The sequence below is a fragment of the Phyllobacterium sp. SB3 genome, from assembly GCF_040009165.1.
Lineage (GTDB): Bacteria > Pseudomonadota > Alphaproteobacteria > Rhizobiales > Rhizobiaceae > Phyllobacterium.
Genome location: NZ_JBDYKI010000001.1, coordinates 240737 through 267624, shown reverse-complemented (window position 1 = coordinate 267624; position 26888 = coordinate 240737). Strand labels below are relative to the sequence as shown.

Below are 26888 nucleotides of genomic sequence, written 5' to 3'. Positions count from 1 at the left end.
CCCCCATTCCGTTATTAGAGGATGCTCAATGGCTGATACACGCGCTGACGTAGCAATCATCATGGGAAGCCAGTCCGATTGGTCGACCATGCGTCATGCGGCTGAAACATTGGACAGCCTCGGCATTTCCCACGACGACAGGATCGTTTCAGCGCATCGAACGCCCGACAGGCTGGTAGAATTTGCCAAGGGAGCGCGTGAGACGGGTTTCAAGGTCATTATTGCCGGTGCTGGCGGTGCTGCACACTTGCCGGGCATGGCCGCATCCATGACACCCTTGCCGGTTTTTGGTGTACCCGTAGAGTCTAAGGCTCTGTCCGGCCAGGACTCCCTTCTTTCCATCGTTCAAATGCCAGCGGGCATACCTGTCGGAACTTTGGCTATAGGCCGGGCAGGCGCAATCAATGCGGCATTGCTGGCAGCGGCGGTTCTGGCTCTTAATGATCCGCAACTGGCGGACCGACTCGATAATTTCAGGCAGGCACAGAGCGAGAAGGTTGCGTTGCGGCCTTCCGACGAGGCGTAAGAATGATTTCTGCAGGTTCGACGATTGGTATCATCGGTGGCGGTCAACTCGGGCGTATGCTGGCGATGGCGGCGGCGCGTCTCGGTTACAGGACAGTGGTTCTTGAGCCGCAGGAAGATTGCCCCGCGGCACAGGTCGCAAATGAAGTGATCGTTGCGGCCTATGATGATCCAACCGCTCTGGAACGGCTGGCGGAGCTGAGCGACGTCATCACCTATGAATTCGAAAATGTGCCCGTCGATTCAGCGGAATTATTGAGTGAAACCAAAAATGTGTTTCCGCCAGCAGAGGCGCTGAAGGTCTCGCAGGATCGCGTTACGGAGAAGCGCTTTCTCAACAAGCTCGGCATTCAGACTGCGCAATGGCGCGTTGTCGAGAACGAAGTGGAGCTGGAAGCCGCTCTTCTTGCATTCGATGGCAAGGGCATCCTCAAGACCCGCCGCTTCGGCTATGACGGGAAAGGTCAGGCGAAGTTTTCCGGGGTGCCTGGAGAAACTGCCAAGGCCGGATTTGCCGCCGTTGGCAATGCACCATCGATTCTCGAGGCGCTGGTAGACTTTACTCACGAGATTTCCGTGATTGCCGCGCGCGATGAAGCGGGAGACATCCGTATTTACGATATAGCCGAGAACGTCCACAAGGACGGGATACTTGCAAGCTCCACGGTTCCTGTTTCAGTTTCCTCGACCATAGCAGGGCTGGCAGCCGACGCGGCACGTAAGCTACTGGAAGGATTGAACTATGTCGGTGTTCTCGGCATGGAATTCTTCGCGCTTGCTAATGGAACTTTGCTCGCCAACGAATTTGCGCCACGCGTGCACAACTCCGGGCACTGGACGGAAGCGGCTTGTGTTGTGTCGCAATTCGAGCAGCATATACGTGCAATTACAGGACTTCCGCTTGGCGATACGCGGCGTCATTCCGATTGCGTGATGGAAAACCTCATCGGTGATGATATTGACCGTGTGCCGGACCTGTTGAAGGAAACCGGAGCAGTCGTGCATCTTTATGGCAAGGCTGAAGCCCGTCCGGGACGGAAGATGGGCCATGTGACTCGCATCACGAAACGTCTCTAATTGCGGGAAAAGACAAGTTTTCTCGCTGAATCATGAGATGAATCGCGGGATAGGAGTTGACAATGCGGGCATTCCTTGGCTATTTCCCCGCAACGTGTTTCCGGCGCGCTTTAAAGGCGCGCTTTTTATTGGTGCCCGGTTTCGGGCGTAAAGATACCGGTGCTGAAATGAAGATCAAGAATTCGCTCAAGGCTCTCAAAGCCCGTCATCGTGACAATCAGCTGGTCCGTCGCAAGGGCCGCATCTACATCATCAACAAGACTGCTCCGCGCTTCAAAGCACGCCAGGGCTGATCTTTACCGTTTCACGGTTTTTTGCATTTGACGTTTCGCTGATACGGAATAAGCTTCGTGTCATGCGGAACGTTTTTTCTATTCTACTCGGGTCGACTCTGGTTCTTTCGCCAATGATTTCAATGGCGCAGGAGTCTAAAGACAGTGATAGTACGCAGGATAAGGCGGGCGTGGAAAAACCTGCACTGCAGGAGCAAGCGGCCACTCCACAACAAGCCGCTCTGCCCGCCAAAACGCTGGCTGAAAAACGTGCCGCGCGGCTGGACGAGCTTTTCGGTCAGCTGAAGCGCGAGAGCAACGCGATGAAGGCATCGCGCATCGCTTCACAGATTCAGACTCAGTGGCAGAATTCAGGCAGCGCCAGCATAGACCTGATGATGGGCTGGGCCGCTAAGGCCATGGAAGATAAGAAGTATTCTGTCGCGCTCGACTTTCTGGATCAGGTCATCGTCATGAAGCCGGACTACGCGGAAGGCTGGAACAGACGCGCGACGCTCAACTATGTGACCAATGATTACGGGCGTGCCATGGCGGATATTCAAAAGACGCTAGCGCTGGAGCCACGGCATTTTGGAGCCATTGCCGGGATGGCGGCCATCCTCAAGGAGACCGGTCGCAAAGAGGCTGCACTGGGTGCTTTCGAGCAAATTTTGAACGTCTATCCGATGATGCGCGACGCACAAAAGCAAGCCGGTGAGCTGGCCGATGAATTGACGGGCCAACGCACCTGATCTCGGCGCATTTCAACCCTGCACAACCAAATTGCTCGTACTGATTGCGAATTTGCTGCAAAACTCGCTTGTTTTTCTCGCAAACCTCTCAATTTCTATGTGAAATGGCAACGCTTCTCGCTAGGAAGCGAGCAGAAGCCTGAAACATCGGCGCAAGGGGCGACTGACTTGTCTGGCAGGGAACTGTGGTCGCGCCCGCACCCCTCGGGCCTTGAATGCGACTAACTTAAGTCTGCTTGGAGGCGTAGATTAGAGGTGCAAAAAGTTGTGGTGACAATCGCTGAGGTGGTAGTGCCCCACTTGAACTACCCAGAAATGCAAATTCCGGCGATGCATAAAATGCACGCCGGAATCATGGATAGGTTATCCGCTAAAAGCGGTATAAGTCAGACGCTCGTTAGACCGTCGGAGCCTATATAGGCAATGCGCAACATATTGGTGGAGCCAGGTGTGCGCAGCGGAACACCAGCCGAGATGATGATGCGATCACCTGGATTGCCGAACTCTTCCTGATAGGCAATGTGGCAGGCACGATCAACCATCTCGTCAAGGTCGTAGGCTTCGTCGGTTACAACGCAATGCAACCCCCAGACGAGCGCCAGCTTGCGCGCTGTCTCGACCACTGGCGACAGTGCAATGATCGGCAGGAGCGGCCGCTCACGTGCTGCGCGCAATGCGGTGGTGCCTGATGCGGTGTAAGTGACGATTGCCGAAAGATTGAGCGTCTCGGCAATCTGGCGGGCGGCCAGCGAAATCGCATCGGCGCCAGTCGCGTTTGGCTCCGGACGCTGCGCGTGAATGATTCCCGGAAAGTTAGGATCGCGCTCCACCTGTTCGGCAATACGCGCCATGGTTGCAACGGCTTCGACCGGATAATCACCGGCTGCAGATTCTGCAGAAAGCATGACCGCATCCGCACCTTCGAAAACGGCTGTTGCCACGTCGGAAACTTCAGCACGGGTTGGCACGGCAGCAGTGATCATCGACTCCAGCATCTGCGTGGCGACGACGACAGGCTTACCTGCGCGACGGCATGCGCGGATGATCTGCTTCTGAATGCCAGGGACCGACTCAAGCGGCATTTCAACGCCGAGATCGCCGCGCGCAACCATGAGCGCATCGGAAAGCTCGATGATTTCGTCAAGACGGGTAACCGCCTGCGGCTTTTCGATCTTCGAAAGGAGTGCAACGCGGCCGCGCGAGATCTTGCGGACTTCGGCAAGATCCTCCGGCCGCTGGATAAAGGACAAGGCAACCCAGTCGATTTCCTCCTGCAGCACGGCATCGAGATCGCGCCGGTCCTTTTCGGTCAATGCGCCGACATCGAGCGTCGTGTCGGGCAGGCTGACGCCCTTCTTGTCGGAAATCCTCGTACCGGAAACAACGCGGCAGCGAATATGCTTTCCGTCGGAAGCTTCGGCGACAAGCGCGAGCTTGCCATCGTCGATCAGCAGGCGGTGACCCGGCTCGACGGCTTTGAGAATTTCCGGGTGCGGAAGATAAACGCGGGTATTGTCGCCAAGCGCCTCGTTATTATCGAGCGTGAAGGTCTGGCCTGCAACGAGATCGACCTTGCCTTCGGCAAATTTGCCGACACGCAGCTTTGGTCCCTGCAAATCGGCAAGAATGCCGATAGGGCGGCCGACTTCTTTTTCCACATTGCGCAGACGGCGCACCAACTCACGCATAAGATCGTGGCTGGCATGGCTCATATTGATGCGGAAGACATCGGCGCCGGCTTCGAACAGTTTGCGGATCATGCCTTCGTCGGAAGAAGCGGGTCCGAGCGTGGCGAGAATTTTTACCTTGCGGCGACGTCTCATTGAGGAGGGGTATCCGTTACGATTGGAGATGAGGGAGGATTTTCTTCTGTCAGCTGGACCATCCAGCTTGTCTGCTCGCCCGTATCATATTCCTGAAATCCGGAGCGCTGGAACCCGCGCGCAAAACAGTCATTGATACCGGTTATCTTGAATTGGTTTTCAGCAACACACATGTTGATCTTGCCGTCCCAGCGTCCACCGCTTTGGGCATCTTCGGCATAAAGATAATAATAGCGCGAAGTCAGCGGTCCGACAACCAGCGTGGTGCAGGACGAGGCATTTACGTGCCACCAGCCCTCGGTGATCCAGCCGGTCTTGGCGCGATAGCCAAGCGCAACGCCAACAAGATTCTGGGTGGAGTTGCACACGCGGAAATCAGCATGGGCCTTGGTCGGCGTGAAAACGCTTCCCGCTATGAATATGAACAGAAATGCCGCGAGGAAGCTTCCCCATCTTAGCTTTATGCCCATACTCAATATTGCCTCCGTCTGGTCTTTTAGGGTCCTGCCAGCGCTAAAGTTAAGCCAAGGGCTTCAGGGCAGGTAGACGAGGTTCCTTTTCGGTAGTTTCGCGAGCATTGTCAACGCGTGAATAAGTCGTAGAGCGATGGCAGTACAAGATTGTGATCGGCTGTGCTGTTTTTGGGACGATATGGCCCCTGCTTCAATCTAATCGATTTGTAATGACGCATAATGTTGGCCAGTGCCACTTTCACGTCGAGCTTATCGAAGGACGCATAGCATCGCTTCACGCGTGACAATCACACCTTGCATTGCGGGCAAGGGCATGAAAGACAAAAGCAGTCAGATTCACTGTTGCAAGAGCCTGTCTTCATGTCCTTCTCCCCCTATCATCTGGTTGATGGCGATTATGCCAAGGGCCTTGTTCTTCTCGCGGATCATGCAAGCCGTGCGCTGCCGGAGGAATATGGTTCGCTTGGGTTGGATGCCGCGCAGTTCGAACGGCACATCGCTTATGATATCGGTGTTGAACAACTAACGCGGAAGCTTGCAGCCATGCTTGGCGTTCCAGCCGTGCTCGGCGGATTTTCGCGGCTGCTGATTGATCCGAACCGCGGCGAAGACGATCCCACGCTGATCATGCGGCTTTCAGATGGCGCAGTCATACCGCGCAATAATCCAATGCCGGCCGATGAACGGCAAAAGCGTATCAGCCAGTATTACCGGCCATATCATGAAGCCGTGGATGCGGCGATAAAGCAGACGTTGAAGGCAAGCGGCAAGGCGCCTCTGGTCATTTCGATCCATTCGTTCACCGCCTTCTGGAAGCAGACGCCGCGGCCTTGGCATGCGGGTATTCTCTGGGACAAAGACCCGCGTGCGGTGCTGCCTTTGCTGGCAGGGTTGCGGGCTGATCAACTTCTGGTGGTGGGTGATAATGAGCCCTATGATGGTGCCTTACAGGGCGACACAATGTACAAGCACTGCATTCTACCGGGCTATGCACACGCATTGATCGAAGTGCGTCAGGACCTGATCGACGATGATGCTGGAACGACGCTTTGGGCAGAACGGTTAGGGCCAATCCTTGAAGGCATGAACGCCACAGCCGATATACATGAGGTGCGCCACTATGGGTCGAGGACCGGCGCAATCGAGGAGATCTATCATGACTGAGCTTAGCCCCGAACAGCAGACAGAGCTTGAGGCGGCGGCTTTCCGCCGTCTGGTGGAGCATTTGCGGACACGCAATGACGTGCAGAACATTGACCTGATGAATCTCGCAGGCTTTTGCCGCAACTGTCTTTCCAACTGGTATCGGGAGGCGGCGGAAGCATCCGGAATCGAGATCAGCAAGGATGAGTCGCGCGAGATCATCTATGGCGAGCCCTATGCCGAGTGGCAGGCGAAGTATCAGCGGGAGGCGAGCGATGCGGCCAAGGCAGCTTTCGAGGCAAACAAGCCTGAACACTGAAAATGGTCAGGATGGTTGCTGTTCAGACTCAATTCCCTTGACTCTCTGGTCTCTGGTCGGGCATCGGAACGCTCCGCGCGGCTTTTCCCCGAGTCGCCCAGTTTTAAGTTTTACGGAGTGAGATATGAGCATGGATGATTTGGGCGCACAGGGTGGTGTCGAAGGTGTTGCGGCAGCGGAATTGCGGCAGTTCATCGAGCGCATAGAGCGCCTCGAAGAGGAAAAGACCACGCTTTCGGACGACATCAAGGAAGTGATGGCCGAAGCCAAAGGCCGTGGTTACGACACGAAAATCATCCGCACGATCGTTCGCCTTCGCAAGAAAGACGCCAACGAGCGCAAGGAAGAAGAAGCAATCCTCGAACTGTACATGAATGCGCTTGGCATGGAGTAAGTTTCCAAAGGCCTGCGGAGGAAATGAATGCTGCGTATCGTGGTCTGCATCATAGCCTTGATCCAGAATGTGCTCGCCGATCACGATATCGAACCCTGACGCGGCTCCGAACGATGGCTCGTCCTCCTTATCATGTTGCACTGGAACGCATGCAGCTATTGCAGCTTCTGCATGCATTCGACCCAAGAGTTGCGGGCACGCCGCCATTGGGTATCGCAGTCGAAACCAGTGATATCGATGTGCTGTGTCATTTGACGGACCAAGCCGCGTTCATGGACGTGATCCGGAATATTGTTTCGCCGCTTGAGGATTTCCGGATCGAGCAATGGGTGCATGGTGCGCGGCCCATCATTGCTGCTTTTCATGGTGAGGGGTGGGAATTCGAGATATTTGCCTGCCCCGAACCTGTAGACGAACAGGCAGGTTGGCGGCACTTCTGCATAGAGGCTCGTCTGCTTCATCTGGGCGGAGCTGCGTTTCGGGATCGCGTGATGGAATTGCGCCGCTCGGGACTAAAAACAGAGCCGGCATTTGCCATAGCGCTGAGCCTGACCGGCGATCCTTACAACGCGCTCTTGGAGCTTGAAGCGCTGGCAGACGATGTTCTCGCCGAGCGATTGACGGCGATATAGACCTGCTGGGCGCGTTGACGGCAGATTTTTTACACCACTATCTGCCTAGTGCGGTTCATAGTACATCTCGTTGGTAGTGGAGGAGATATGCAATGGACCGGTTTACAGGTGGTTGCCGCTGCGGAAGTGTGCGGCTTGTGGCGACGGGACTTCCATACAGGGTCGGCCTTTGTCACTGCCTTGATTGCCGTAAACATTATGGGGCGCTTTTTGGTGCCATTGCGATCTTTCCTCATGACGCTGTGACAATTGAGGGCGAAACAAGCAGCTACGCCGGACGCTTTTTCTGCCCCCGCTGCGGCTCGCCTGTCTTCGCGCGTAGCGATGATGAAGTCGAAGTGAATCTGGGCTCACTCGATGAGCCCGATCAATTGGTGCCGACATACGAAAGCTGGACTGTCCGTCGCGAGTCATGGTTGCCGCCGTTTCCACTCAATAAGCGGTATGAACGCGACCGCGAAGAAAAGGGTCGTTTTGAAGAATAGGCTGTCTCAAGCCGTTTTACTCGTGACAAGGGTGGGAATGCAGCTGCCGGGCATGGGACCTCTTATCCCTTGGCCAGCTCATGACGATACCTTTTGCCAAGTCTGGACGCATAACTGCCGCGGTTACGCTTGGCAGAAGAGAATGCCGGGCAACGTACTGCAACCTGCAGTGATATAATTGAGCTTCACCATGATTTTTGGCAGAAGGCTCATTTGCAGGATGTGGATTCGATCCGGTCATAAATAGCTAATTAAAACAATAGCTTATTCTCGCAGAATGCAAGGCCGAAGCATTGTGATCAAACCGTAATATAAGTGTCACATGACTGTTATAAACCTTCTGTAGATAGCGGTGACTTCAAAAGTTTCCCAACAGGAGTAAGACCATGAACAAGCTTTTTTCGACGGCCGCAATTGCCGCCCTCGGCATTGCAGCTTCCCTCGGCACTGCGTCTGCACGTGATCAGATCCAGATTTCCGGTTCCTCCACAGTGCTGCCCTATGCCAAGATCGTTGCCGAAACATTCGGCGAGACCTATCCTGACTTCAAGACGCCTGTTGTCGAATCCGGTGGTTCGGGCGCAGGCATCAAGGAATTCTGCAAGGGCGTCGGCGAAGACACAGTTGATATCGCCAACTCATCGCGTCCGATCAAGGAAAGCGAATTGAAGTCCTGCGTCGATGCCGGTGTGAAGGACGTTCAGGAAGTGCGCATCGGTTATGATGGCATCGTTTTTGCTACCGACATCAAGGGTCCAGACTGGGCTCTGACACCCAAGGACATTTATCTGGCACTTGCCGCGCAGGTTCCGGTTGACGGCAAACTCGTTGCAAATCCAAACACCAAATGGAACCAGGTTAATCCTGCCCTGCCGGATTGGGACATTGCCGCCTACATCCCTGGTGAAAAGCACGGTACACGCGAAGTCTTCGAAGAAAAGCTGATGACTGGCGGTTGCAAGGCAGCCGGTGCCGCAGACGCGATCAAGGCAGCTGGCCTTGACGAAAAGGCAGCAGCTTCCGCCTGCATCGCCATCCGCAAGGACGGCAAGGCAGTTGATATCGATGGCGACTATGCCGAAACACTGGCACGCATCGACGCCAACAAGACCGGCGTTGGCGTTTTCGGTCTGGCATTCTATGAAAACAATGCCGACAAGTTGAAGGTTGCTACAGTCGAGGGCGTTGTTCCAAGCACTGAAACAATCTCCAGCGGCACGTACCCGGTCTCCCGTCCGTTGTTCTTCTACGTCAAGAAGGCTCATCTCGGCGTTATCCCGGGCCTCAAGGAATATGTTGAGTTCTTCCTTGGTGAGCAGATGATCGGCGAAGACAGCCCACTGGTTGAATACGGCCTTGTTGCTGCACCAGAAGCCGAGCGCAAGGAACAGCGCGACGCATTCACTGCCGGTAAGACAATGTAATAAGCCTGACTGCATCAAGCGGGCGGCCCCGGCCGCCCGCTTGATCGTCATCAGACTTTGAATTTGCACGGACGGATCGAGGAAGCTTTGATGTCCACATTGCTGGTTTTTACAATCGTCATCGCCATAGCTGTTGCCGCATACCTCATCGGTAGCCGGCGTGCTGCGGGCAAGGACAATGGGAGCGTCAAGGCACATTCGCTGCCACACTATCATGGCTGGTGGGCTTTTCTGGTTTCTGCACTGCCTGCAGTTTTGTTCATCGCCATATGGGCCGCAGCGACAAGCATGTATCTTGAGCGGACTGCAATTTCAGAATTGCCAGTCCACAATGAAAACAGTGTCATTGCCAGTCAGAGTCTGGAACTCGGTATGGTGAGCGGCATTGCCCGCGGCCTCGACCGTCTTACGGATGCGGAGCGGCAAAATCTTCCTCAGACTTTTGCGGAACTGCGCCCTATTCTGTCCGCAAAAGGCGTAGCTCTGGCGACAGAGGGTCAGGATTTCATGATCCCCATCGCTATTGAGTGGAACAAGAATTCCAAGCTCGCGAAGAATACCGGCGCATTCATTGCCATTGCCCTCGCTATTGCGGGTGCGATTTTCGGGCTGTCCCGCATTCAGGCGCGGACCCGGGCCCGCAACAATGTCGAGCGGATCATTCTCGGTGCGCTTGTCGCCGCATCTACCATCGCCATTTTGACCACTATCGGCATCATCCTGTCGATGCTGTTCCAGACACTCACATTCTTCCAGTCGGTTTCGCCGACGAGTTTCTTTTTCGGAACAGTGTGGGACCCGCGTTTTGCCGCGGCAGGCTCAGGCGGATCGCAGGGGCAATTCGGTCTGATCCCGCTTCTTGCCGGAACACTCTATATCGCTTTCGTCGCCATGCTTTTTGCCGTGCCGATCGGGCTGTTTGCCGCGATCTACATGGCTGAATATGCCAGCCGCAGTGTGCGTTCGGTCGTCAAACCGCTGCTTGAGGTGCTGGCCGGTATCCCGACCATCGTTTATGGCTTCTTTGCCCTCGTCACGGTTGGGCCCTTCCTGCGTGACTTGAGTGCGGCGCTTTCCGGTGGTTACGCGTTTATCCAGGCACAAAGCGTGCTCACCGCCGGTATCGTCATGGGTGTCATGCTGATCCCTTTCGTCTCGTCGCTGTCCGACGACATCATCACTGCGGTTCCGCGCTCGCTGCGTGACGGCTCGCTCGGGCTCGGATCGACCCAATCCGAAACCATTCGCCGCGTGATTTTACCGGCTGCATTGCCGGGTATTGTCGGCGCTCTGCTTCTGACGGCATCGCGTGCTATCGGCGAAACCATGATCGTGGTGCTCGCTGCCGGCGTCGCTGCCAATCTGAATATCAATCCGTTCGATGCAATGACCACGATCACCGTCAAGATCGTCAATCAGTTGACCGGCGATCTCGAGTTCAACTCGCCCCAGACGCTGGTGGCGTTTGCCCTTGGCCTCACCCTTTTCTTCATCACTCTGGCGATGAATATTTTCGCGCTCTACATCGTGCGTAAGTATCGGGAGCAGTACGAATGACCGACATAACTCTCAATCCGGTATCAGCTCCAGCCCGTCCCGCGCGGCGCGATATCGGTCTAAAGCGCCGCTATGCTGCCGAACGCCGCTTCCGGATTTACGGCATTGCCGCGATTGCTGTAGGACTATTCTTTCTTGTTGCCCTGATGTTTTCGGTATTCTCCAACGGCTATACCGCATTCTGGCAAACCGAGGTCAATCTGGCGATCAATCTCGACCCGGCGGTCATTGATCCTGAAAATGCGCGCGCAACGAACCCGAATGTTCTTCTGACTGCGAACTATCCGGTTCTTGCCCGCAATGCCCTGGCCGAGAAGCTCGGTGTGAATGCAAGCGACAAGCCTGCCACACGTGAGCTGGGCAAGTTGTTTTCCGACGGCGTGCGCGGACAATTGCGTGAGCTTGTTGTCCGTAATCCCGCACTGATCGGAACCACGCAGAACATCTGGGTTCTGACGGGTGCCGATATCGACTCCGCCTTCAAGGGTCAGATCGACCTTGGTGTGGACGAAGCCCGGCGCAAGGTTTCCGACCGTCAGGTCGGCTGGATGAACGCGCTCAGGGATGAGGGCATTATGGCCCAGCGGTTCAATTCCGGCCTTTTCACTTATGGTGCGTCCAGCCGTCCTGAAACATCGGGACTTGGTGTCGCGCTGATAGGCTCGCTCTACATGATGCTCATCGTGCTGGGTCTATCGTTGCCAATCGGTGTTGCCGCCTCCATCTATCTTGAGGAATATGCCAAGAAGAGCAGGCTGACAGACATTATCGAAGTCAATATCAATAATCTGGCTGCCGTGCCTTCAATCGTGTTCGGTCTGCTGGGGCTTGCGGTATTCATCAACTTCTTTCACTTGCCACGCTCGGCATCGCTGGTCGGCGGGCTGGTCCTGACGTTGATGACATTGCCAACGATCATCATCGCGACCCGTGCGGCACTGCGGGCGGTACCACCTTCTATCCGCTCTGCGGCGCTGGGCATCGGTGCCTCAAAAACGCAGATGGTCTTTCATCATGTGCTGCCGCTTGCCGCACCAGGCATATTGACCGGCACCATCATTGGCCTTGCTCACGCACTGGGCGAAACGGCACCGCTGCTGCTGATAGGCATGGTGGCTTTCGTAGCCAACAGTCCCGTGACACCGCTCGATCCGTCGACGGCATTGCCGGTGCAGATCTATATGTGGGCCAACGAGGCGGAACGGGCCTTCGTTGAAAGGACATCCGGTGCTATCATCGTACTGTTGCTGTTCCTTGCGGTCATGAATATCACGGCAATCATTCTTCGGCGCCGCTTTGAGCGTCGCTGGTAGGTCACGGGGAAGGCTCCAATCATGAATCTAATGACCGAACGAAATCTCGAAAAAGCGGTGAATGACAAGATGAACGCGCAAACCAATGCGATCAAGATGCGAGGCAACGACGTCACCGTCCATTATGGTGACAAGCAGGCCTTGTTCGGCGTCAGTCTGGATATACCGGAAAAGATGGTAACGGCATTGATCGGGCCTTCGGGCTGCGGCAAGTCCACTTTCCTGCGCACACTCAATCGCATGAACGATACGATTGAAGGTTGCAAGATGGGCGGACTTATCACGCTCGATGACGAAGACATCCACAATCCGAAAATCGATGTTGTCGAACTGCGTGCCCGCGTCGGCATGGTTTTTCAGAAACCCAATCCATTTCCGAAGTCCATCTACGAGAATGTGGCCTATGGACCACGCATCCATGGTCTTGCCCGTACCCGGCAGGATATGGAGGAAATCGTTGAAAAAAGCCTGCAACGCGCCGGTCTTTTCGCTGAGGTCAAGGATCGTCTGCATGAACCTGGCACCGGCCTTTCGGGCGGTCAGCAGCAGCGCCTTTGCATCGCACGGGCCATTGCGGTCAGCCCTGAAGTCATCCTCATGGATGAGCCATGTTCGGCGCTTGATCCGATTGCTACGGCAAAAGTCGAAGAGTTGATCGATGAATTGCGCCAGAACTATACGATTGTCATCGTCACACACTCGATGCAGCAGGCTGCTCGTGTGTCGCAACGTACTGCAATGTTCCACCTCGGAAATATTGTCGAAGTCGGCGACACGGAAATGATGTTTACGAGCCCTACCGAAAAGCGCACGCAAGACTACATTACCGGACGTTTCGGTTGATCACGGGAAGAGGCTTAGGCAATGACTGAAACAGCACAACACACCGTCCGCTCCTATGACGATGAACTGAAGTTCCTCACGCACAAGATTGCAGAGATGGGCGGGCATGCGGAGCGCATGGTCGAACAGGCCGTGTCCGCCATGGTAAATTCTGACAATGCCCTTGCCCAGCGCGTTATTTCGGATGACCTGATCCTCGATGCCGGTCAGCGCGAGATTGACGAAAAGGCCATCACGATCATCGGCAAGCGCCAGCCAATGGCAATCGATCTGCGCGAAGTCATCGGCACCATCCGCATCTCGTCCGATCTCGAACGTATCGGCGATCTCGGCAAAAACATCGCCAAGCGCGTTGTTGCGGTCAATGACACGCGGCAGACGCTCTCTGTCTATCGTGGCTTGCAGACAATTGCAGAGCTTGCGCTGACACAGCTCAAGGATGTGCTGGACGCCTATGCAACGCGTTCTGTGGCACAGGTCAACATCGTCCGCGAGCGCGACGATGAGATCGATGCGCTTTACACATCGCTTTTCCGCGAACTCCTGACTTACATGATGGAAGATCCGCGCAACATATCGGCCTGCACGCATCTGCTGTTCTGCGCCAAGAATATCGAGCGTATCGGTGACCATGCCACCAATATTGCCGAGACGGTTTACTACATTGTCACGGGAACCCAGCTTCCAGCGGAACGTCCGAAGGAAGACCAGTCCCATACCGTTATTTTAGACGAGCCAGTCACGCCATAATTGCCGGAAGCAGATCATGCCTATAGCTCCCAGAATCACAGTCGTTGAAGACGAAGACGCCCTCAGTGTACTCCTCCGGTATAATCTGGAGGCTGAAGGCTATATTGTCGAAACCATCAGCCGTGGTGACGAAGCCGAAATAGCCTTGCGCGAAAAAGTACCGGATCTGCTGATCCTCGATTGGATGCTCCCGGGTCTTTCGGGTATTGAACTTTGCCGCCGCCTGCGTGCGCGCCGCGAGACGGAAATCCTGCCGATCATCATGCTGACGGCACGCGGGGAAGAAAGCGAGCGTGTGCGCGGACTTTCAACCGGTGCGGACGACTACATGGTCAAGCCGTTCTCCACGCCGGAATTGCTGGCACGTATCAAATCCATGCTGCGACGGGTCAATCCCAGCCTGCTTTCACACGTATTGAGCTTTGGCGATCTGAAGCTTGACCGCGAGCAGCATCGGGTTTTCCGCAAGGAACGCGAATTGAAGCTCGGTCCAACCGAGTTCCGCCTGCTGGAATTCCTCATGCAATCGCCGGGCCGGGTGTTCTCGCGCGGTCAATTACTGGACAATGTCTGGGGCGCGGACATTTATGTCGATGACCGCACGGTTGACGTGCATGTGGGCCGTCTGCGCAAGGCAATCAATATCGGCCGCTCGCTTGATCCCATCCGTACAGTGCGCGGTGCAGGCTATTCTTTCGGATAGCGACCGGCTTTCCGTATAAACTTCTTTGTTTCAGACATTCCGGCCCGGGCCGTTCCTCACAAGAACGACCCGGGCCACATTGTATTCATGTTCTTTTTAAACTCCGGAGACTTGCCATTCCGGTCGCGGCACAAAAGCTCGCCAGCCATCACAATCCATGACTCTGTATCAAGACAAATTTATCGGCATTAACGATTTTGTCACTGGTCGGGGAACGGAACGCTGATATATGACGTTTATGTGACGGTTTTGTGAATGCCGTTCTCGTGTAGCGTGGAGATGTTTTTGGCTGGGCAGATCGAGCAAGTGGAACTTGAAACGAATGTCTGGTCCGGTGCAGAAGCGGTGGTCAGGCCATCGCGGCTGGCAGGTTTTTTCCGCCACGCGGGCTATCTGACGGCCGTATTTGCCATCTCCACAATGCTTGTTCTTGCCATCGAACTGGTGTTTCGGGGCTCAATCTCAGACTCGATTCTCTTCTTTCAGCAGCTTTATCGTCCGGCATGGACCACAGTTGGTCTCTATGTCCTGATTATTCTTACATTGGATGCCATTTTCGGCCGGGCCCATAACGGCCTGCTGATTGTTGCGCCGCTTGCCCTGTTTTTTACATGGGTAGGGCGGCAGAAAGCTCTTTATCTTGGCGATCCGCTCTATCCGGCGGATTTTTTGTATTCGCGCCAGATATTTGACCTGATGCCGCTGCTGGTTCGCGAGCGGCCATGGACGGCGGTTGCGCTGCTGCTGGCCGGAGTTACAGCTGCCACCGGACTAGTAATGGCGTGGCGGTTCTGGCGCAAACGGGGGACACGCCTTAGCAGTAAGGGCCGGCTTTGGCGGTTGGCACTTGCGGTGCCTGCGCTGGCATTCTTTGTCTCGATCATGGACTACAACACATTCTCATGGGCGCGGGACCGGCTGCATGTTCAACCGATCATGTGGGACCAGAAAGAGAACTACGCGCATAATGGTTTCACCATGGCTTTTGCGCTCAACCTGCCGATGGCGGATGTTTCTGCGCCAGCGGGATATTCGGCAGAGGCGATCAGCTCGATACCTTCGGTTCCGGCACTGTTCGAATCCACGGGCAAACCCGATATCATCATGGTGATGAGCGAATCTTTCTGGGACCCAACCCGGCTTCCCGGCGTGAGTTTCAATCGCGACCCGATCCCTACAGTTCGCGCCAATCAGTCCGGCTCGGTGTTTTCACCGGAGTTCGGCGGGATGACTGCAAATGTGGAATTTGAGGCGTTGACGGGCTTTTCCAATGCCTTTCTGCCATATGGCAGCATTCCCTATCAGCAATATGTCCGTCACTCCGTGCCGTCATTGGCGACGTTCTTCAAAAGCGAGGGTTATGAGACAAAAGCGATCCATCCCTATCGGGAGTGGTTCTGGAATCGCCGCAATGTCTATGAATCATTCGGCTTTGATACATTCATGTCGGAAGAAAACCTGCCAAAGCTGAAGGCACGTGGGCCGCTGGTCTCCGATGATGCATTGATGGACGAGGTGATCAGCGAGGCAGACAAGGCCAAGGGACCATTCTTCTATTTCACGGTTACATTGCAGGGGCATGGTCCTTACGAACCGAACCGCTACAAGAATAACCGGATCAGCGCTGCCACGGATGCGGGCGAGGGCCCTCGTCAGATCATCGAGACATTCTCGGAAGGCGCGTCCGACGCGGATCGCAGCCTGAAAAAATTGATGAACTGGGCGTCCCACCGCAAACGCCCAACGATCCTTGTTTTCTTCGGGGATCATCTGCCGCCGCTCAACGAGGCCTATGTGGCGACGGGCTACATGAAAAATCGTGTGGCCGACCGGCGGGCGCCTCTGGATGACATGCTGAAACAGCATGAAACGCCCTTGGTCGTATGGTCGAATACATGGGGTGCCGATTATGGCATCGGTACGGTCAGCCCGTCATTCCTGCCGCTGCATGTGCTGGAATTGGCAGGCATGAGCCATCCTTACTATACCGGCGTTCTCGGAGCAGTTCGGGACAAGTACAAGGTCATAGACCGGCATATGCTGGTGACGGAAAATGACGAGCCGATGCCTGACTGGTCAGGCAAGCAGCAGATCGATCCGTTGATCAATAATCTGCGGCTTTTGCAATTTGACATGATGTTCGGTGAGCAGCACGGTACGCAGAAATTCTTCCCCGAAACCGGTGCGGGCAAGGCTACAGCCCCGATGTTTTGATGCTATTCTGCTGCAACCAGCGGGAAGCTGGTTACTGGCGTTGGAACGGGTTCTGCCGGTATTTCCTGAAGTGACCGTTGGATAGCCACGCCGTCACCGATTTCCAGTATATCTGTGTAGAAGCTTTCGCCGGAAATGGAGCGGGGCGCTTCAATCTCGTGCATCACGCTGATGACAGTTGTACCGGCGCAGTGATCCTTGATAGCCTGATGAAAGGCAATCTTGGAATCCGGGTCAAGCGCGCCGGTTGCCTCATCGAGAAACAGAACGGCAGGTTTGTGCAGAAGGATGCGCGCAAGCACAAGTTTCTGCTTCTGGCCGCCCGAAAGAAGCTGATCCCATGAAGTGCCGTCACGGCTTTCATCGGAAAGATTTTCGATAAAGTCGCCCATGCCGGCGCGATGCAATGCGGCGGCAACAGATGCATCGTTGAAGCGGGCTTCGTCCATCGGCAGGCAGACAAGCTGTTTAAGCGAGACGCCAGGGAGCTTTACCTCCTGCGCGGCATACATGGTTGCCGCATCTTTCGGGTAGAATATCTCGCCGCGCCCGTAACCCCAAAGGCCGTTCATTGCCTTGAGCAGGCAGGTTTTGCCGCTGCCGGAATCGCCTTTGATATATGCCCATTGGCCCTTGCGCAGGCGCATATTCGGCAAGGTCAGAAAAGGCTTCACCTCGCTATCGCGATGCATCAATTCAAGGCCGCGGACCGAAATGCCAAAGGCCTCGTGCTGCGTTGCGAATTTAAACTCGCTGACGCCGGTTGAACGATAATATTCGGAGGGCTGGCTGACACGCTCGACGGCCTGTGCGAGTTCGGTGACGCGCCGCGCATTTGCCCGCAGATTGGCGATCGCAGGCATGACATGGATGAACCACGAGCATTCATTGATCATTGAGCCGACGAGTTCGGAACCGGTAATGTAATTCTTGAAGCTGATCGTGTTGCCCATATAGGGCAGAAGACCGGGAATATAGGCCACGATACGGGCAGAAAAGAAATTATAGACCGATGTGAACGACATGTAGCACGCATCGAAAACATTGAATCGAGCCCAATTTTTATCAACGCTTTTGTAAAGCCTGCCATGCAGCGACTTCTGGACTGTCTCGCCATTGGCGGCGGCTACCTGAAAGCTGCGGCGCAAAAGCGTGGTCAGCTCGCCCCTGTAACTTCCTTCGGATTGCTGCATGGCCAAAGTGAGCTTTTCGAGCACGCGTCCAATGCGCATGGCAATCCATGTACTGACGGGGACGTATAGAGCAATTGCAGCGAAGGCCAGCGTGGCGCTGCCATAATCGCCGAGAATATCGAGGCCGGGAATTGGCGTCGACATTTCAATGAGCTTCTGGCCCACGAAGATAATGGACATGGTGACACCGAGAACCCCCATTGCAAGGCCGATAGCGCCGCCGGTCATGCCCTTGATGGACTCCTGAATGCGCTGATCGATATTATCCGGCGTCTGGTCTTGGGTAGAAGAAGAGCCGCCCTGCTGCAAATGATAGTGGGTGTGCTGCCCATCAAGCAGCGCTTCGCCGAAGCGGGTATTGAGCCAGCCGCGCCATTTGCGATGCAGCGTGGTCGACAGGAGGTGGCGAAAGCCGATGAAACCAACTTCCTTGACCGCGACGAGTGCGGCGAGAATACCGGCATTTACAAGAATCACATTGAGCGGATCGATCACAAGCGGGTCGTGAATATTGACAAATGAGCTGATCAACTCGCCGGACGCCATTGCCATCCAGACGCTGGCCTTGCTTGCCGCTGCGGTCAAGAGCGCAATGGCGATTGTCAGTGCCCAGGCTTCGACCCAGCGATCCGAAGTCCAGTACGCCCTTAGCAATCCCCAGAAGCTGCACATTGAGGATAATGTGGAGGTTCTGTTGGCGGGAACTGCTTTCTCAATGGCGTCATTGCCTGCTTGCAAAGGATTTCCTCGGTTTGATTCTCAATTATTGTAACACAATGTTACGCATTGCAACAAACCGTGGTTAAAATTGGGTTAATATTTGCGAAAAGGGAGCGCTCAGAGATGAAGCCCAGGCAAATCATCGCCCGGGCACCAATGCTTATTGTTGAGGCTGCGGTGTCACACGCTGCCAGAAATCATTGAAGGCAACGCTGTCAAAGAATGCGGAAGCCTTGACGATTTCCTTGCCGCGCAACTGCAAGTACCACGTATAGGTATTGCGATAAGGCTTCCCGTCCCGCGCAGTTCCCTCGGCATCGAAGAAGACGATCACCGTATCTCCATCGGCATAAACATTGCGGATGGTGGGAACGAGTCGGGTCGACATGCGGGCGTTGAAAGGACGGATGACTGTATCGATGAAATCCGCCTTGCTGGTATAGACCCGCGAAGCCGCGGAGTTCCCGACGATTTCCCACGTGGCATCCCGGGCAAGCGAATCGTAGGGGCTACCCGTTCCGTTCTTCCACGCGTCGAATCCAGCTTGGACAATCGCCTTGCTCTGCGTTTCAATAGCGTCGTTCGTTTGGGCCATGCTCATCTCCATCGGGGTCAACATTAAAAGACCTGTTGATAGCGTCAGAGCGTGGAGAGCGGATCGTCTGTCAAACATTGCATTGCTCCTTTCCTGAATGCGCTCAGGCGCCTGTTGGAAAGTCGGTTGAAACTGCCAGGTCGCGCCAAGTGGCAAGCTCCATGGCTACGGCAGCGTTCTTCTTTTCGATTGCCGCTACCGTGTCCGAGCCGAATGGCATGCGAAGCGGCGGATTATCGGAATGAGCAACGATGATCATTGCCTTGGCGAGGCGTGCGGGGTCGCCCGGTTGTTCATGATTGTACTCAACGGCCAAAGACCGCATCGCACCTGCTGGAGTTTCATCATAATCGGCGATGGCACTGTGACTGACTGAAAGTGAGCTTTCGTCAAGAAAATCGGTGCGGAAGAAGCCGGGTTCGACGACAGTTACCTTTACGCCAAGGGGAGCAAGTTCGTCGTGAAGAGCCTCAGAAATGCCTTCCACCGCAAACTTCGTTGAGCAATAGACACCCCAGCCGGCATGGCTGACATAACCGCCGATGGAGGAGATGTTGAGAATGTGGCCGGAACGCTGCCGACGCATGTGCGGAAGCACGGCGCGGGTAACCTTGAGCAGGCCGAAGACATTCGTTGCATAGAGTTTTTCAATCTCGGAGGTTGTCGCCTCTTCAACTGCGCCAAGCAGACCGAAGCCCGCATTGTTGAGAAGGATATCGATCCTGCCGAAACGCTTGATCGCCTGTTCGGCTGCGGCGTTTGCCTGTTCTTCGTTTGTGACGTCGAGCGCGACGGGGAGCAGATTGGGATGTTCGCCAAAACGGGCAGTGATTGTTGCAGGGTTACGGGCGGTTGCAACAACGGCATCGCCTGCTTTCAAAGCTTCCTCGGTGATCAGTGCGCCAAAGCCGCGCGATGCTCCCGTAATGAACCAGATACGCATGATATTTTCCTTTCTTGGTTGAACTCAGCCAAGTTTTACCGCATGAAGTAAGATGAAATAATCGCTTCAATTTTCCACGAGCTAATGAGGAAAATTCATCAATGCGAAAGATTGGTCCTGCCGACCTCGCCATATTTCTGGCTATTGCCCAGCATCGGAGTTTCCGCAAAGCCGCCGTCGAGCTTGGCGTCACTGCTTCGGCGCTCAGCCATGCGTTGCGCACCATCGAAGAACGGCTTGAGATACGGCTGGTCAACCGGACAACGCGCAGCGTGGCACTGACCGATGCCGGGCAGCAGCTTTTCAGCCGGGTCAATCCGGCTTTTCTCGATATTGAAGATGCGCTGGAGGATTTGAATGCCTTTAGAGGCCAGCCATCGGGAAAATTGCGGATCAATGCGGCACGGGCTGCGGCGAAACTCGTGCTCTTGCCAATCATCTCGAAATTTCTGCGGCCTATCCGGCAGTCGAGGTTGAGCTTCTGGTCAATGATGCGCTTGTAGATATGGTCGCGGAGGGTTGCGACGCGGGCGTGCGCTTTGGCGAGATGATTGCAGCGGACATGATCGCTGTGCCGATTGGCCCAAGGCATCGCTTTGCGGTAGTCGCATCGCCCGCTTATTTCGAACAACACCCCGTGCCTGTAACGCCGCGTGATCTGAGCACGCAGCCCTGTATCCGCTATCGTTTCGCGGGTGGATCATTTTACCGCTGGGAGTTCGAAAAAGGCGGTATAGAACTTGAAATCGAAGTGACAGGTCCGCTGACACTGGGCGATCAGGACTTGATGATCGGCGCTGCATTGGATGGCTCTGGCCTCGCCTATCTCTTTGAGCAGCAAGCGGAGGCACATATTGCCGAAGGGCGCTTGAAGCGGGTTCTGGAGGACTGGTGCCCCTATTATCCGGGGTTCTTTCTCTACTATCCGAGCCGCAGGCAACTTCCGACAGCGATGCGCGCCTTCATAGATTTTCTGAAAGCAAACAGATAGGGGCGTGGTTAATCGAAGCGGATTATAATGCGGCCATCGACCTTTCCGGCAGCCAAATCTTCCAGCGCGGCTTCGACACCTTCCAGAGATATCTCGCGTGTCTGCATGGCAAATGGCTTATCCCGGTGCAGCCGTAACAGTTCGCGCATTTCGAGGCGTGTACCGACGCTTGTGCCGGTTATGGTTACGCCGGTTCCGGTCAACCATTCCTGATTGATTGGCACGGGCTGCGAAACCATGGCAGTTGCAACAATCCTGCCGCGCGGCCGGATTGCGCCAATCATGAGCGGCCAGGTTGCCGTCGTCGGGGCGAAATTGATGCAGGCATGGACGCCGCCCAGCTCCTTCAACTTTTCAGCGGCAGTACCGTCGGCAATCAGGGTGGTATGAGCGCCCATGGATTTCGCCAGATCGAGCTTATCCTCCGAAATATCGAGGGCGATGACATGGGCACCCGCTCGAATTGCAATCTGGATTGCGTAGAGGCCAAGGCCGCCGCATCCGAAAATTGCGCAGCGCATGCCGGGCTTCAGCTCAGCTTTGCCAACTGCCGAATAGGCGGTGACGCCTGCGCACATCAATGGGGCGAGTTGTGAGGCTTCCATTCCTTCGGGCAGGGGAACGGCATAGCCTGCGTTGACGCGGACATATTCGGCAAAGCCGCCATCGACGTCAAATCCATGGGCACGCTGCGATTGGCAGAAAGATTCCTGCCCTGCCAGACATTCATCACATGCGCCGCACGTGTCGTGCAGCCACGGAACGCCGACACGGCCGCCAGTCTTGAAACCGGTTACACCTTCGCCCAGAGCAACAACGCGGCCAACGCCCTCATGTCCAAGAATTTGCGCTGGAGAATGCCCGCTTCCCGGCCTGACCGATCCCTTCCAGATATGAAGGTCGGTATGGCAGACGCCGCAGCTCTCCAGCTTTACGATCATCTCGCCATGACCAGCTGACGGAACGGGGATACAGGCAATTTTGAAATTTCCGCGCGGCGTGCCATCTGTGACGGCGGCACGCATTTCGACAGGCTCGAACAGGCTCATTTCAGAAGTTCCGCCTTCACCTTTTCCAGGGCGGGCGAGCCATCGGCGGTGGTTACGCCATCCAGCCATCTGTCAAGGTTCTCCGGATTCTTCCGGATCATCGCCAGAGCTGCCTCCTCGCCAGTGGCACCATCATCAAGCATCATCTTCATGCCTTCGTTTTCCTGATCGACGGAAAAGACGAGATTTTTGAAGAACTTTGCCACATTGGGGCAGGCCTGTTCATAACCGGGCCGTGTCAATGTCCATACGGTGGAGCCGCCAAAATTCGGGCCGAACTCCTCATCTCCGTCGGTAAGATATTCCATCTTCAGATTGAGGTTCATGGGATGAGGTTGCCAGCCGAGAAAGACCACCCATTCCTTACGGTCGACAGCGCGTTTGACTTGCGCAAGCATGGCCTGTTCGCTGGACTCTACGATTGTCCAGCCACCAAGGCCATGACTACCTTTGGCCACCATATCCAGCAGGGGTTGATTTGTGCCGGGCTCGATGCCGTAGATTTTCTTGGCGAACTTGTCCGGATGTTTGGCGAGATCATCAAAGGATTTCACGCCTTCCGCCGCCACATAATCCGGCACGGCCAAGGTGTATTTTGCCCCGGTGAGATTGGTTGTCAGCACATCGACCCACTTGTCGTCGAAGAACTGCTTGAATTCCATGTTCTGGGCGGGACGCCAATTTCCCATGAAAATATCAACCTGCCCATCCTTCAGGCTGGCATAGGTAACGCTCAAGCCGAGCAGGCTGCTCTTCATCTCATAATCCAGAACGCTGAGGATGGTGGTTGCCACCGCAGTTGTCAGGGTTATGTCTGTCCAGCCAAGATCGGCGGCTTTGATGCTTTTGCAGGAGGCATCGTCGGCCGCAGCTGAAAGTTCAGGACGGCCAGAAAGTAGCGCGGCAAGCAGCGCAATAGACACATATTTTCTCATGCTGTTCCTCTTTGGTCTTCTAACGTGAGATGTTGTCTCCAAGCTTGGCACCGCAAATTTGTTTGTCAATTTAAAAAATTGTATGAGCATACAAAAATGTGAACGCTATAGTCATTCCGGCGACAGCAACGGGTCCATGAAATGAAGCGTTCCATTGAAGACATAAGGCGGCAGGAGTTGATCGAGGGTGCCTACAGAGCATTTTTGCAGTTCGGCATTGATGGTCTGACCACTGCCCGCATATGCAAGGAGGCGGGCATGTCGCCGGGCATCCTGTCTTATTATTTCAAAAGCAAAGATGAGGTTCTTTTCTGGATGGTCCGGCACGCCAATCGCGTCATAATGGATGAGGTGGCAAACCGCATGAAGGCGGCGACGAATCGCTGGGACCGGCTGATGGCCATTATCGAAGGTAATTTTCCGGAATCGCTGTTCGAGCAGAATATCGCCAATGCCTGGCTCTCTTTCTACGTTGCCAGTGCGCGCGATCCACAGCTTGAGCGCCTGCAGCGGTTGTTTCATCGCCGTCTGGCTTCGAATATCAGCAGTTGCGTCAGTGATGTGGTGAGTGCGGCAGCCCTGAAAGATTTCGTTGAAACGGTTGCGGTTCTTATTGATGGCTGTTGGCTGCATCGTGCAGCTATGCACAGCCAGACAACAAGCTTCGGCGCCGTCGAGCTTATCAAGACGCAAGTGTTACAGATGCTTGGCAGTGACAGGATCAGCGGGATGATGAAAGCCAGCTAAAGACAAGGCTAAAATAACGTCTTTGCACTTTATGGCGAGATTTTCTCAATCAGCCGAAGCAATTCTTACAACCGCCATAATGACGACATGCAAGCGACATTGAGCATGGGCAAATTGCCGGCACTGACATCCTTTAGGAGGGAATCATGCTGGAAGTGCTTGAACCTACATTGAACGAATTGCTGGCCGAACCAATCATCCGTCAGATGATGGCGAGTGATGGTGTCAAAGCGGATGAGATTCGACGGTTGATGGCGCGCATCGGCAAGACTGTCGCTCCGGTACCGACCCAACGCCATGAGCGCGTGCTTCATGCCCTGAAAATGCCGCCGAACTGGCTCTATCGCCCGGGCGCAGCAGATGGTTCCATGTGCTGTCCGAAATAATAAAACGGTATTCCACTTTCGGGCGGCGTCACCCAAGTTTGACACGCCCTGGATATTTCCTCTCACATTGCGAAAACCTGCCACTGCCTGTTAACTGGCACGATGGCCTATTGCCCTGGTTCGAGGGCGAAAGATAAAGGTTTTCCATGTTCGATCTGAAACTAACCAACGCGACTTTGCCCGATGGCCGTACCGGCGTTGATATCGGTGTTAAATCCGGACGAATTGCTGCGGTTGAAGCCAAACTGGGCGGGGAAGCGGGCGAAGTCATTGATGCCGCAGGCCAGCTTGTATCGCCGCCATTTATCGATTGCCATTTTCACATGGACGCAACGCTTTCGCTTGGTGAGCCGCGTCTGAATGAAAGCGGGCGGCTGCTTGACGGTATCCGGATTTGGGGCGAGCTGAAGCCGCTTCTGACTCATGATGCCGTGATTGATCGTGCGATGCGTTACTGCGATCTGGCGGTTACGCAAGGCCTGCTTGCTATACGCACTCACGTTGATATTTGTGACGACCGTCTGCTCGGCGTCGAGGCATTGCTTGAGGTCAAGAAGCGCGTTGCGCCCTATATTGACTTGCAGCTCGTGGCCTTTCCGCAGGATGGTTATTACCGCTATCCCGGTGCTGTCGAATTGCTCGGTCGCGCGCTGGATATGGGTGTCGATGTCGTGGGCGGTATCCCGCATTTTGAGCGGACCATGGCAGATGGCGCGGCAAGTGTCCGGGCACTTTGCGAAATCGCGGCTGAGCGCGGGCTGATGATCGACCTGCATTGCGACGAGACGGACGATCCGTTGTCGCGTCACATCGAAACCTTGGCCTATGAGACCCAGAGGCTCGGACTTGGCGGACGTTCTACCGGATCGCATCTTACATCCATGCATTCGATGGATAACTACTATGTCAGCAAGCTGTTGCCACTGATTGCCGAGGCAGGCGTAGCGGCAATCGCCAATCCGCTGATCAATATCGGCATACAGGGCCGCCACGATACCTATCCAAAGCGTCGGGGCATGACACGCGTACCGGAACTGCTGGCGCATGGGGTCACCGTGGCTTTCGGCCATGATTGCGTGATGGACCCTTGGTACTCGCTGGGGCAAGGCGACATGCTTGATGTTGCAAGTATGGGATTGCATGTGGCGCAGATGACCAGCCGTGATGCCATGCGCCAATGTTTTGCAGCGGTGACAACAGAGCCTGCCAAAATCCTGAATCTGGAAGGCTACGGCCTCGATGTGGGCTGCAAGGCAGATATGGTGCTACTGCAGGCCGCTGATACAATCGAGGCAATTCGGCTGAATGCGACCCGGCTTGCGGTGATCAAAGGTGGCAAGGTGATTGCCAAGACACCGACAAAGGTAAGCACGCTTGATCTCCCTGGCAGGCCGGCAAGTGTTGATCCGGCAAGTTATGCGCCCCGGCTGGGATAAGTAAAATTTGCATTGGCTTTGTGCGTGGTTCGGCAAACTCACCATGAGGAATACAGGGAGAACTGCACGATAGATAGTTCGCTGCAACTTCACTCATAGTGAACTTGCCGAACCACGCATCACGCATAAATTCATCGAATATGTGTAGACAAAAGAAGCCCTGCCTGCCTATCATATGACCTGATATTCAACCTGCCAAAAAAATAAACACAGGGGTTCTGTCATCATGAAGTTCAAAAACTATATCGCAATTGCATCTATGGCAGTTGCACTATCCTCGGCACCTGCGCTTGCTGAGACCGCCGTATCAGTCGGGCTTTCCGGTTGGACAGGTTTCGCACCGCTGACGCTGGCAAAGCAGGCCGGAATTTTCGAGAAAAACGGCCTCAACGTTACACTGACGAAGATACCGCAGGCGAGTCGCCATCTGGCGCTTGCTTCCGGTGACGTGCAGTGCGCCGCGACCACAGTTGAGACGTGGATATCGTGGAACGCCAACGGTGTTGCGACTAAACAGATTTTCCAGATGGACAAGTCCTATGGTGCGGATGGCATGGTCGTTCGCGGTGATGTGACCAATATTGCCGATCTGAAGGGGAAGTCGATTGCGGCGTCAGCGCCCGGCACATCGCCTTACTTCGTGCTGGCGTGGATGCTGAAGAAAAACGGCCTTTCCATCAAGGATGTGAAGGTCGTCAATATGGAGCCTGGGCCCGCAGCACAGGCTTTCGTGGCCGGACAGAATGATGCGGCAATGACCTATGAGCCATATCTTTCCACGGTTCGCGCTGCACCGGACAAAGGCAAAATCATTGCCACCACGCTGGATTATCCGGTTGTGATGGATACTTTCGGCTGTACCAATGCTTTCCTTGAAAAGAATCCGGACGCGGCAAAGGCGTTTGCAAAGAGCTATTTCGATGCTTTGGCGTTGATCGCCTCCGACAAGGATAAATCTTATGAAATCATGGGAGCGGATGTGAAGCAGTCCGGTGAGAAGTTTGGGGAATCCGCGCAGTATCTGAAGTGGCAGGATCAGGCCGCGAACAAGGTTTTCTTCGACAAGGAGTTCACGACGTTTTCCGAAGAAGCCGCAGATCTTCTGCTTGAAATTGGCATCATCAAGAAGAAACCCGATCTTTCGACGATTGTAGATACCAGCTTCATACAATAATCAGGCTTATCAGGAGAGCG

At 55.0% G+C, this 26888-nt stretch carries 27 protein-coding genes and 1 pseudogene; 21 read left to right on the top strand and 7 right to left on the bottom strand.

What is annotated here, in order from left to right; translation table 11 throughout:
- Positions 1–28 precede the first annotated feature (28 nt).
- The 4 genes from purE to ABKW30_RS01335 all read left to right on the top strand — a co-directional run bounded on the left by purE (position 29) and on the right by ABKW30_RS01335 (position 2626).
- The gene (gene purE / locus ABKW30_RS01350) at positions 29–526 is read left to right on the top strand and encodes a 5-(carboxyamino)imidazole ribonucleotide mutase (protein ID WP_348596233.1); all 498 of its coding nucleotides are present in this window, start codon (positions 29–31) and stop codon (positions 524–526) included.
- 2 nt (positions 527–528) lie between these two features.
- Positions 529–1602, top strand: a complete 1074-nt coding sequence (locus ABKW30_RS01345) for a 5-(carboxyamino)imidazole ribonucleotide synthase (protein WP_348596232.1) — start codon at positions 529–531, stop codon at positions 1600–1602.
- 167 nt (positions 1603–1769) lie between these two features.
- A complete protein-coding gene (ykgO, locus tag ABKW30_RS01340; RefSeq protein WP_027231189.1) occupies positions 1770–1895 on the top strand; it encodes a type B 50S ribosomal protein L36 in 126 nt (41 codons plus the stop codon).
- Positions 1896–2065: 170 nt separating this feature from the next.
- Complete coding sequence (locus ABKW30_RS01335) at positions 2066–2626, top strand: hypothetical protein (protein ID WP_348596231.1); 561 nt, start codon at positions 2066–2068, stop codon at positions 2624–2626.
- A 386-nt stretch (positions 2627–3012) separates the two neighbouring features.
- Here the strand turns inward: ABKW30_RS01335 and pyk are convergent, their stop codons facing one another.
- Both pyk and ABKW30_RS01325 read right to left on the bottom strand, forming a co-directional pair.
- The gene (pyk, locus tag ABKW30_RS01330) at positions 3013–4449 is read right to left on the bottom strand and encodes a pyruvate kinase (RefSeq protein WP_348596230.1); all 1437 of its coding nucleotides are present in this window, start codon (positions 4447–4449) and stop codon (positions 3013–3015) included.
- Positions 4446–4919, bottom strand: a complete 474-nt coding sequence (locus tag ABKW30_RS01325) for a DUF1036 domain-containing protein (RefSeq protein ID WP_348597558.1) — start codon at positions 4917–4919, stop codon at positions 4446–4448. The genes pyk and ABKW30_RS01325 overlap by 4 nt, the downstream gene beginning before the upstream one ends.
- 363 nt (positions 4920–5282) lie before the next feature.
- On the opposite strand from ABKW30_RS01325, the gene ABKW30_RS01320 reads away from it, so the two are divergent.
- The 12 genes from ABKW30_RS01320 to ABKW30_RS01265 all read left to right on the top strand — a co-directional run bounded on the left by ABKW30_RS01320 (position 5283) and on the right by ABKW30_RS01265 (position 16699).
- A complete protein-coding gene (locus tag ABKW30_RS01320; protein WP_348596229.1) occupies positions 5283–6086 on the top strand; it encodes an N-formylglutamate amidohydrolase in 804 nt (267 codons plus the stop codon).
- On the top strand, positions 6079–6384 hold the full coding sequence (locus ABKW30_RS01315) for a DUF1244 domain-containing protein (RefSeq protein WP_348596228.1): 306 nt from the start codon (positions 6079–6081) through the stop codon (positions 6382–6384). The genes ABKW30_RS01320 and ABKW30_RS01315 overlap by 8 nt, the downstream gene beginning before the upstream one ends.
- A gap of 130 nt (positions 6385–6514) precedes the next feature.
- Positions 6515–6778 (top strand): DUF2312 domain-containing protein, encoded by a 264-nt coding sequence (locus ABKW30_RS01310; protein ID WP_040856131.1) that lies wholly within the window; start codon positions 6515–6517, stop codon positions 6776–6778.
- A 113-nt stretch (positions 6779–6891) separates the two neighbouring features.
- Positions 6892–7410: a DUF4269 domain-containing protein gene (locus ABKW30_RS01305; protein WP_348596227.1), complete on the top strand. Its 519-nt coding sequence runs from the start codon at positions 6892–6894 to the stop codon at positions 7408–7410.
- Between the two features lie 92 nt (positions 7411–7502).
- Positions 7503–7895 carry a GFA family protein gene (locus ABKW30_RS01300; protein WP_348596226.1) on the top strand — a complete coding sequence of 131 codons (393 nt, stop codon included), beginning with the start codon at positions 7503–7505 and terminating at the stop codon, positions 7893–7895.
- Between the two features lie 386 nt (positions 7896–8281).
- Positions 8282–9319 (top strand): substrate-binding domain-containing protein, encoded by a 1038-nt coding sequence (locus tag ABKW30_RS01295; protein WP_348596225.1) that lies wholly within the window; start codon positions 8282–8284, stop codon positions 9317–9319.
- Positions 9320–9409: 90 nt separating this feature from the next.
- Positions 9410–10876 (top strand): phosphate ABC transporter permease subunit PstC, encoded by a 1467-nt coding sequence (pstC, locus tag ABKW30_RS01290; protein WP_348596224.1) that lies wholly within the window; start codon positions 9410–9412, stop codon positions 10874–10876.
- A complete protein-coding gene (gene pstA, locus ABKW30_RS01285) occupies positions 10873–12189 on the top strand; it encodes a phosphate ABC transporter permease PstA (protein WP_348596223.1) in 1317 nt (438 codons plus the stop codon). Before pstC ends, pstA begins: the two co-directional genes overlap by 4 nt.
- 21 nt (positions 12190–12210) lie before the next feature.
- Positions 12211–13032 (top strand): phosphate ABC transporter ATP-binding protein PstB, encoded by an 822-nt coding sequence (pstB, locus tag ABKW30_RS01280; protein WP_348596222.1) that lies wholly within the window; start codon positions 12211–12213, stop codon positions 13030–13032.
- Positions 13033–13053: 21 nt separating this feature from the next.
- Positions 13054–13782 (top strand): phosphate signaling complex protein PhoU, encoded by a 729-nt coding sequence (gene phoU / locus ABKW30_RS01275; protein ID WP_348596221.1) that lies wholly within the window; start codon positions 13054–13056, stop codon positions 13780–13782.
- A gap of 16 nt (positions 13783–13798) precedes the next feature.
- A complete protein-coding gene (gene phoB / locus ABKW30_RS01270) occupies positions 13799–14485 on the top strand; it encodes a phosphate regulon transcriptional regulator PhoB (RefSeq protein ID WP_008128223.1) in 687 nt (228 codons plus the stop codon).
- Positions 14486–14770: 285 nt separating this feature from the next.
- Positions 14771–16699, top strand: coding sequence for an LTA synthase family protein (locus ABKW30_RS01265; RefSeq protein WP_348596220.1), 1929 nt, complete (start codon positions 14771–14773; stop codon positions 16697–16699).
- A 2-nt stretch (positions 16700–16701) separates the two neighbouring features.
- Here ABKW30_RS01265 and ABKW30_RS01260 read toward each other — a convergent pair whose 3' ends face one another.
- The 3 genes from ABKW30_RS01260 to ABKW30_RS01250 form a co-directional block, all read right to left on the bottom strand.
- A complete protein-coding gene (locus ABKW30_RS01260) occupies positions 16702–18564 on the bottom strand; it encodes an ABC transporter ATP-binding protein/permease (RefSeq protein WP_348597557.1) in 1863 nt (620 codons plus the stop codon).
- A 208-nt stretch (positions 18565–18772) separates the two neighbouring features.
- A complete protein-coding gene (locus ABKW30_RS01255; protein WP_348596219.1) occupies positions 18773–19207 on the bottom strand; it encodes a nuclear transport factor 2 family protein in 435 nt (144 codons plus the stop codon).
- Between the two features lie 103 nt (positions 19208–19310).
- A complete protein-coding gene (locus ABKW30_RS01250) occupies positions 19311–20150 on the bottom strand; it encodes an oxidoreductase (RefSeq protein WP_348596218.1) in 840 nt (279 codons plus the stop codon).
- Between the two features lie 101 nt (positions 20151–20251).
- Between ABKW30_RS01250 and ABKW30_RS01245 the strand changes: the two are divergent.
- Positions 20252–21141 (top strand): annotated as a pseudogene (locus tag ABKW30_RS01245) (LysR family transcriptional regulator).
- An 8-nt stretch (positions 21142–21149) separates the two neighbouring features.
- Here ABKW30_RS01245 and ABKW30_RS01240 read toward each other — a convergent pair.
- Positions 21150–22190, bottom strand: coding sequence for an alcohol dehydrogenase catalytic domain-containing protein (locus ABKW30_RS01240; RefSeq protein WP_348596217.1), 1041 nt, complete (start codon positions 22188–22190; stop codon positions 21150–21152).
- Positions 22187–23125 carry a choline ABC transporter substrate-binding protein gene (gene choX, locus ABKW30_RS01235; protein ID WP_348596216.1) on the bottom strand — a complete coding sequence of 313 codons (939 nt, stop codon included), beginning with the start codon at positions 23123–23125 and terminating at the stop codon, positions 22187–22189. Before choX ends, ABKW30_RS01240 begins: the two co-directional genes overlap by 4 nt.
- A gap of 141 nt (positions 23126–23266) precedes the next feature.
- On the opposite strand from choX, the gene betI reads away from it, so the two are divergent.
- From betI to ABKW30_RS01215, 4 genes are all read left to right on the top strand, one after another.
- Positions 23267–23872, top strand: a complete 606-nt coding sequence (gene betI, locus ABKW30_RS01230; RefSeq protein ID WP_348596215.1) for a transcriptional regulator BetI — start codon at positions 23267–23269, stop codon at positions 23870–23872.
- Positions 23873–24018: 146 nt separating this feature from the next.
- A complete protein-coding gene (locus tag ABKW30_RS01225; protein ID WP_348596214.1) occupies positions 24019–24258 on the top strand; it encodes a hypothetical protein in 240 nt (79 codons plus the stop codon).
- A gap of 146 nt (positions 24259–24404) precedes the next feature.
- Positions 24405–25694 carry an amidohydrolase family protein gene (locus ABKW30_RS01220; protein WP_348596213.1) on the top strand — a complete coding sequence of 430 codons (1290 nt, stop codon included), beginning with the start codon at positions 24405–24407 and terminating at the stop codon, positions 25692–25694.
- Between the two features lie 226 nt (positions 25695–25920).
- The gene (locus ABKW30_RS01215) at positions 25921–26868 is read left to right on the top strand and encodes an ABC transporter substrate-binding protein (protein WP_348596212.1); all 948 of its coding nucleotides are present in this window, start codon (positions 25921–25923) and stop codon (positions 26866–26868) included.
- Positions 26869–26888 lie beyond the last annotated feature (20 nt).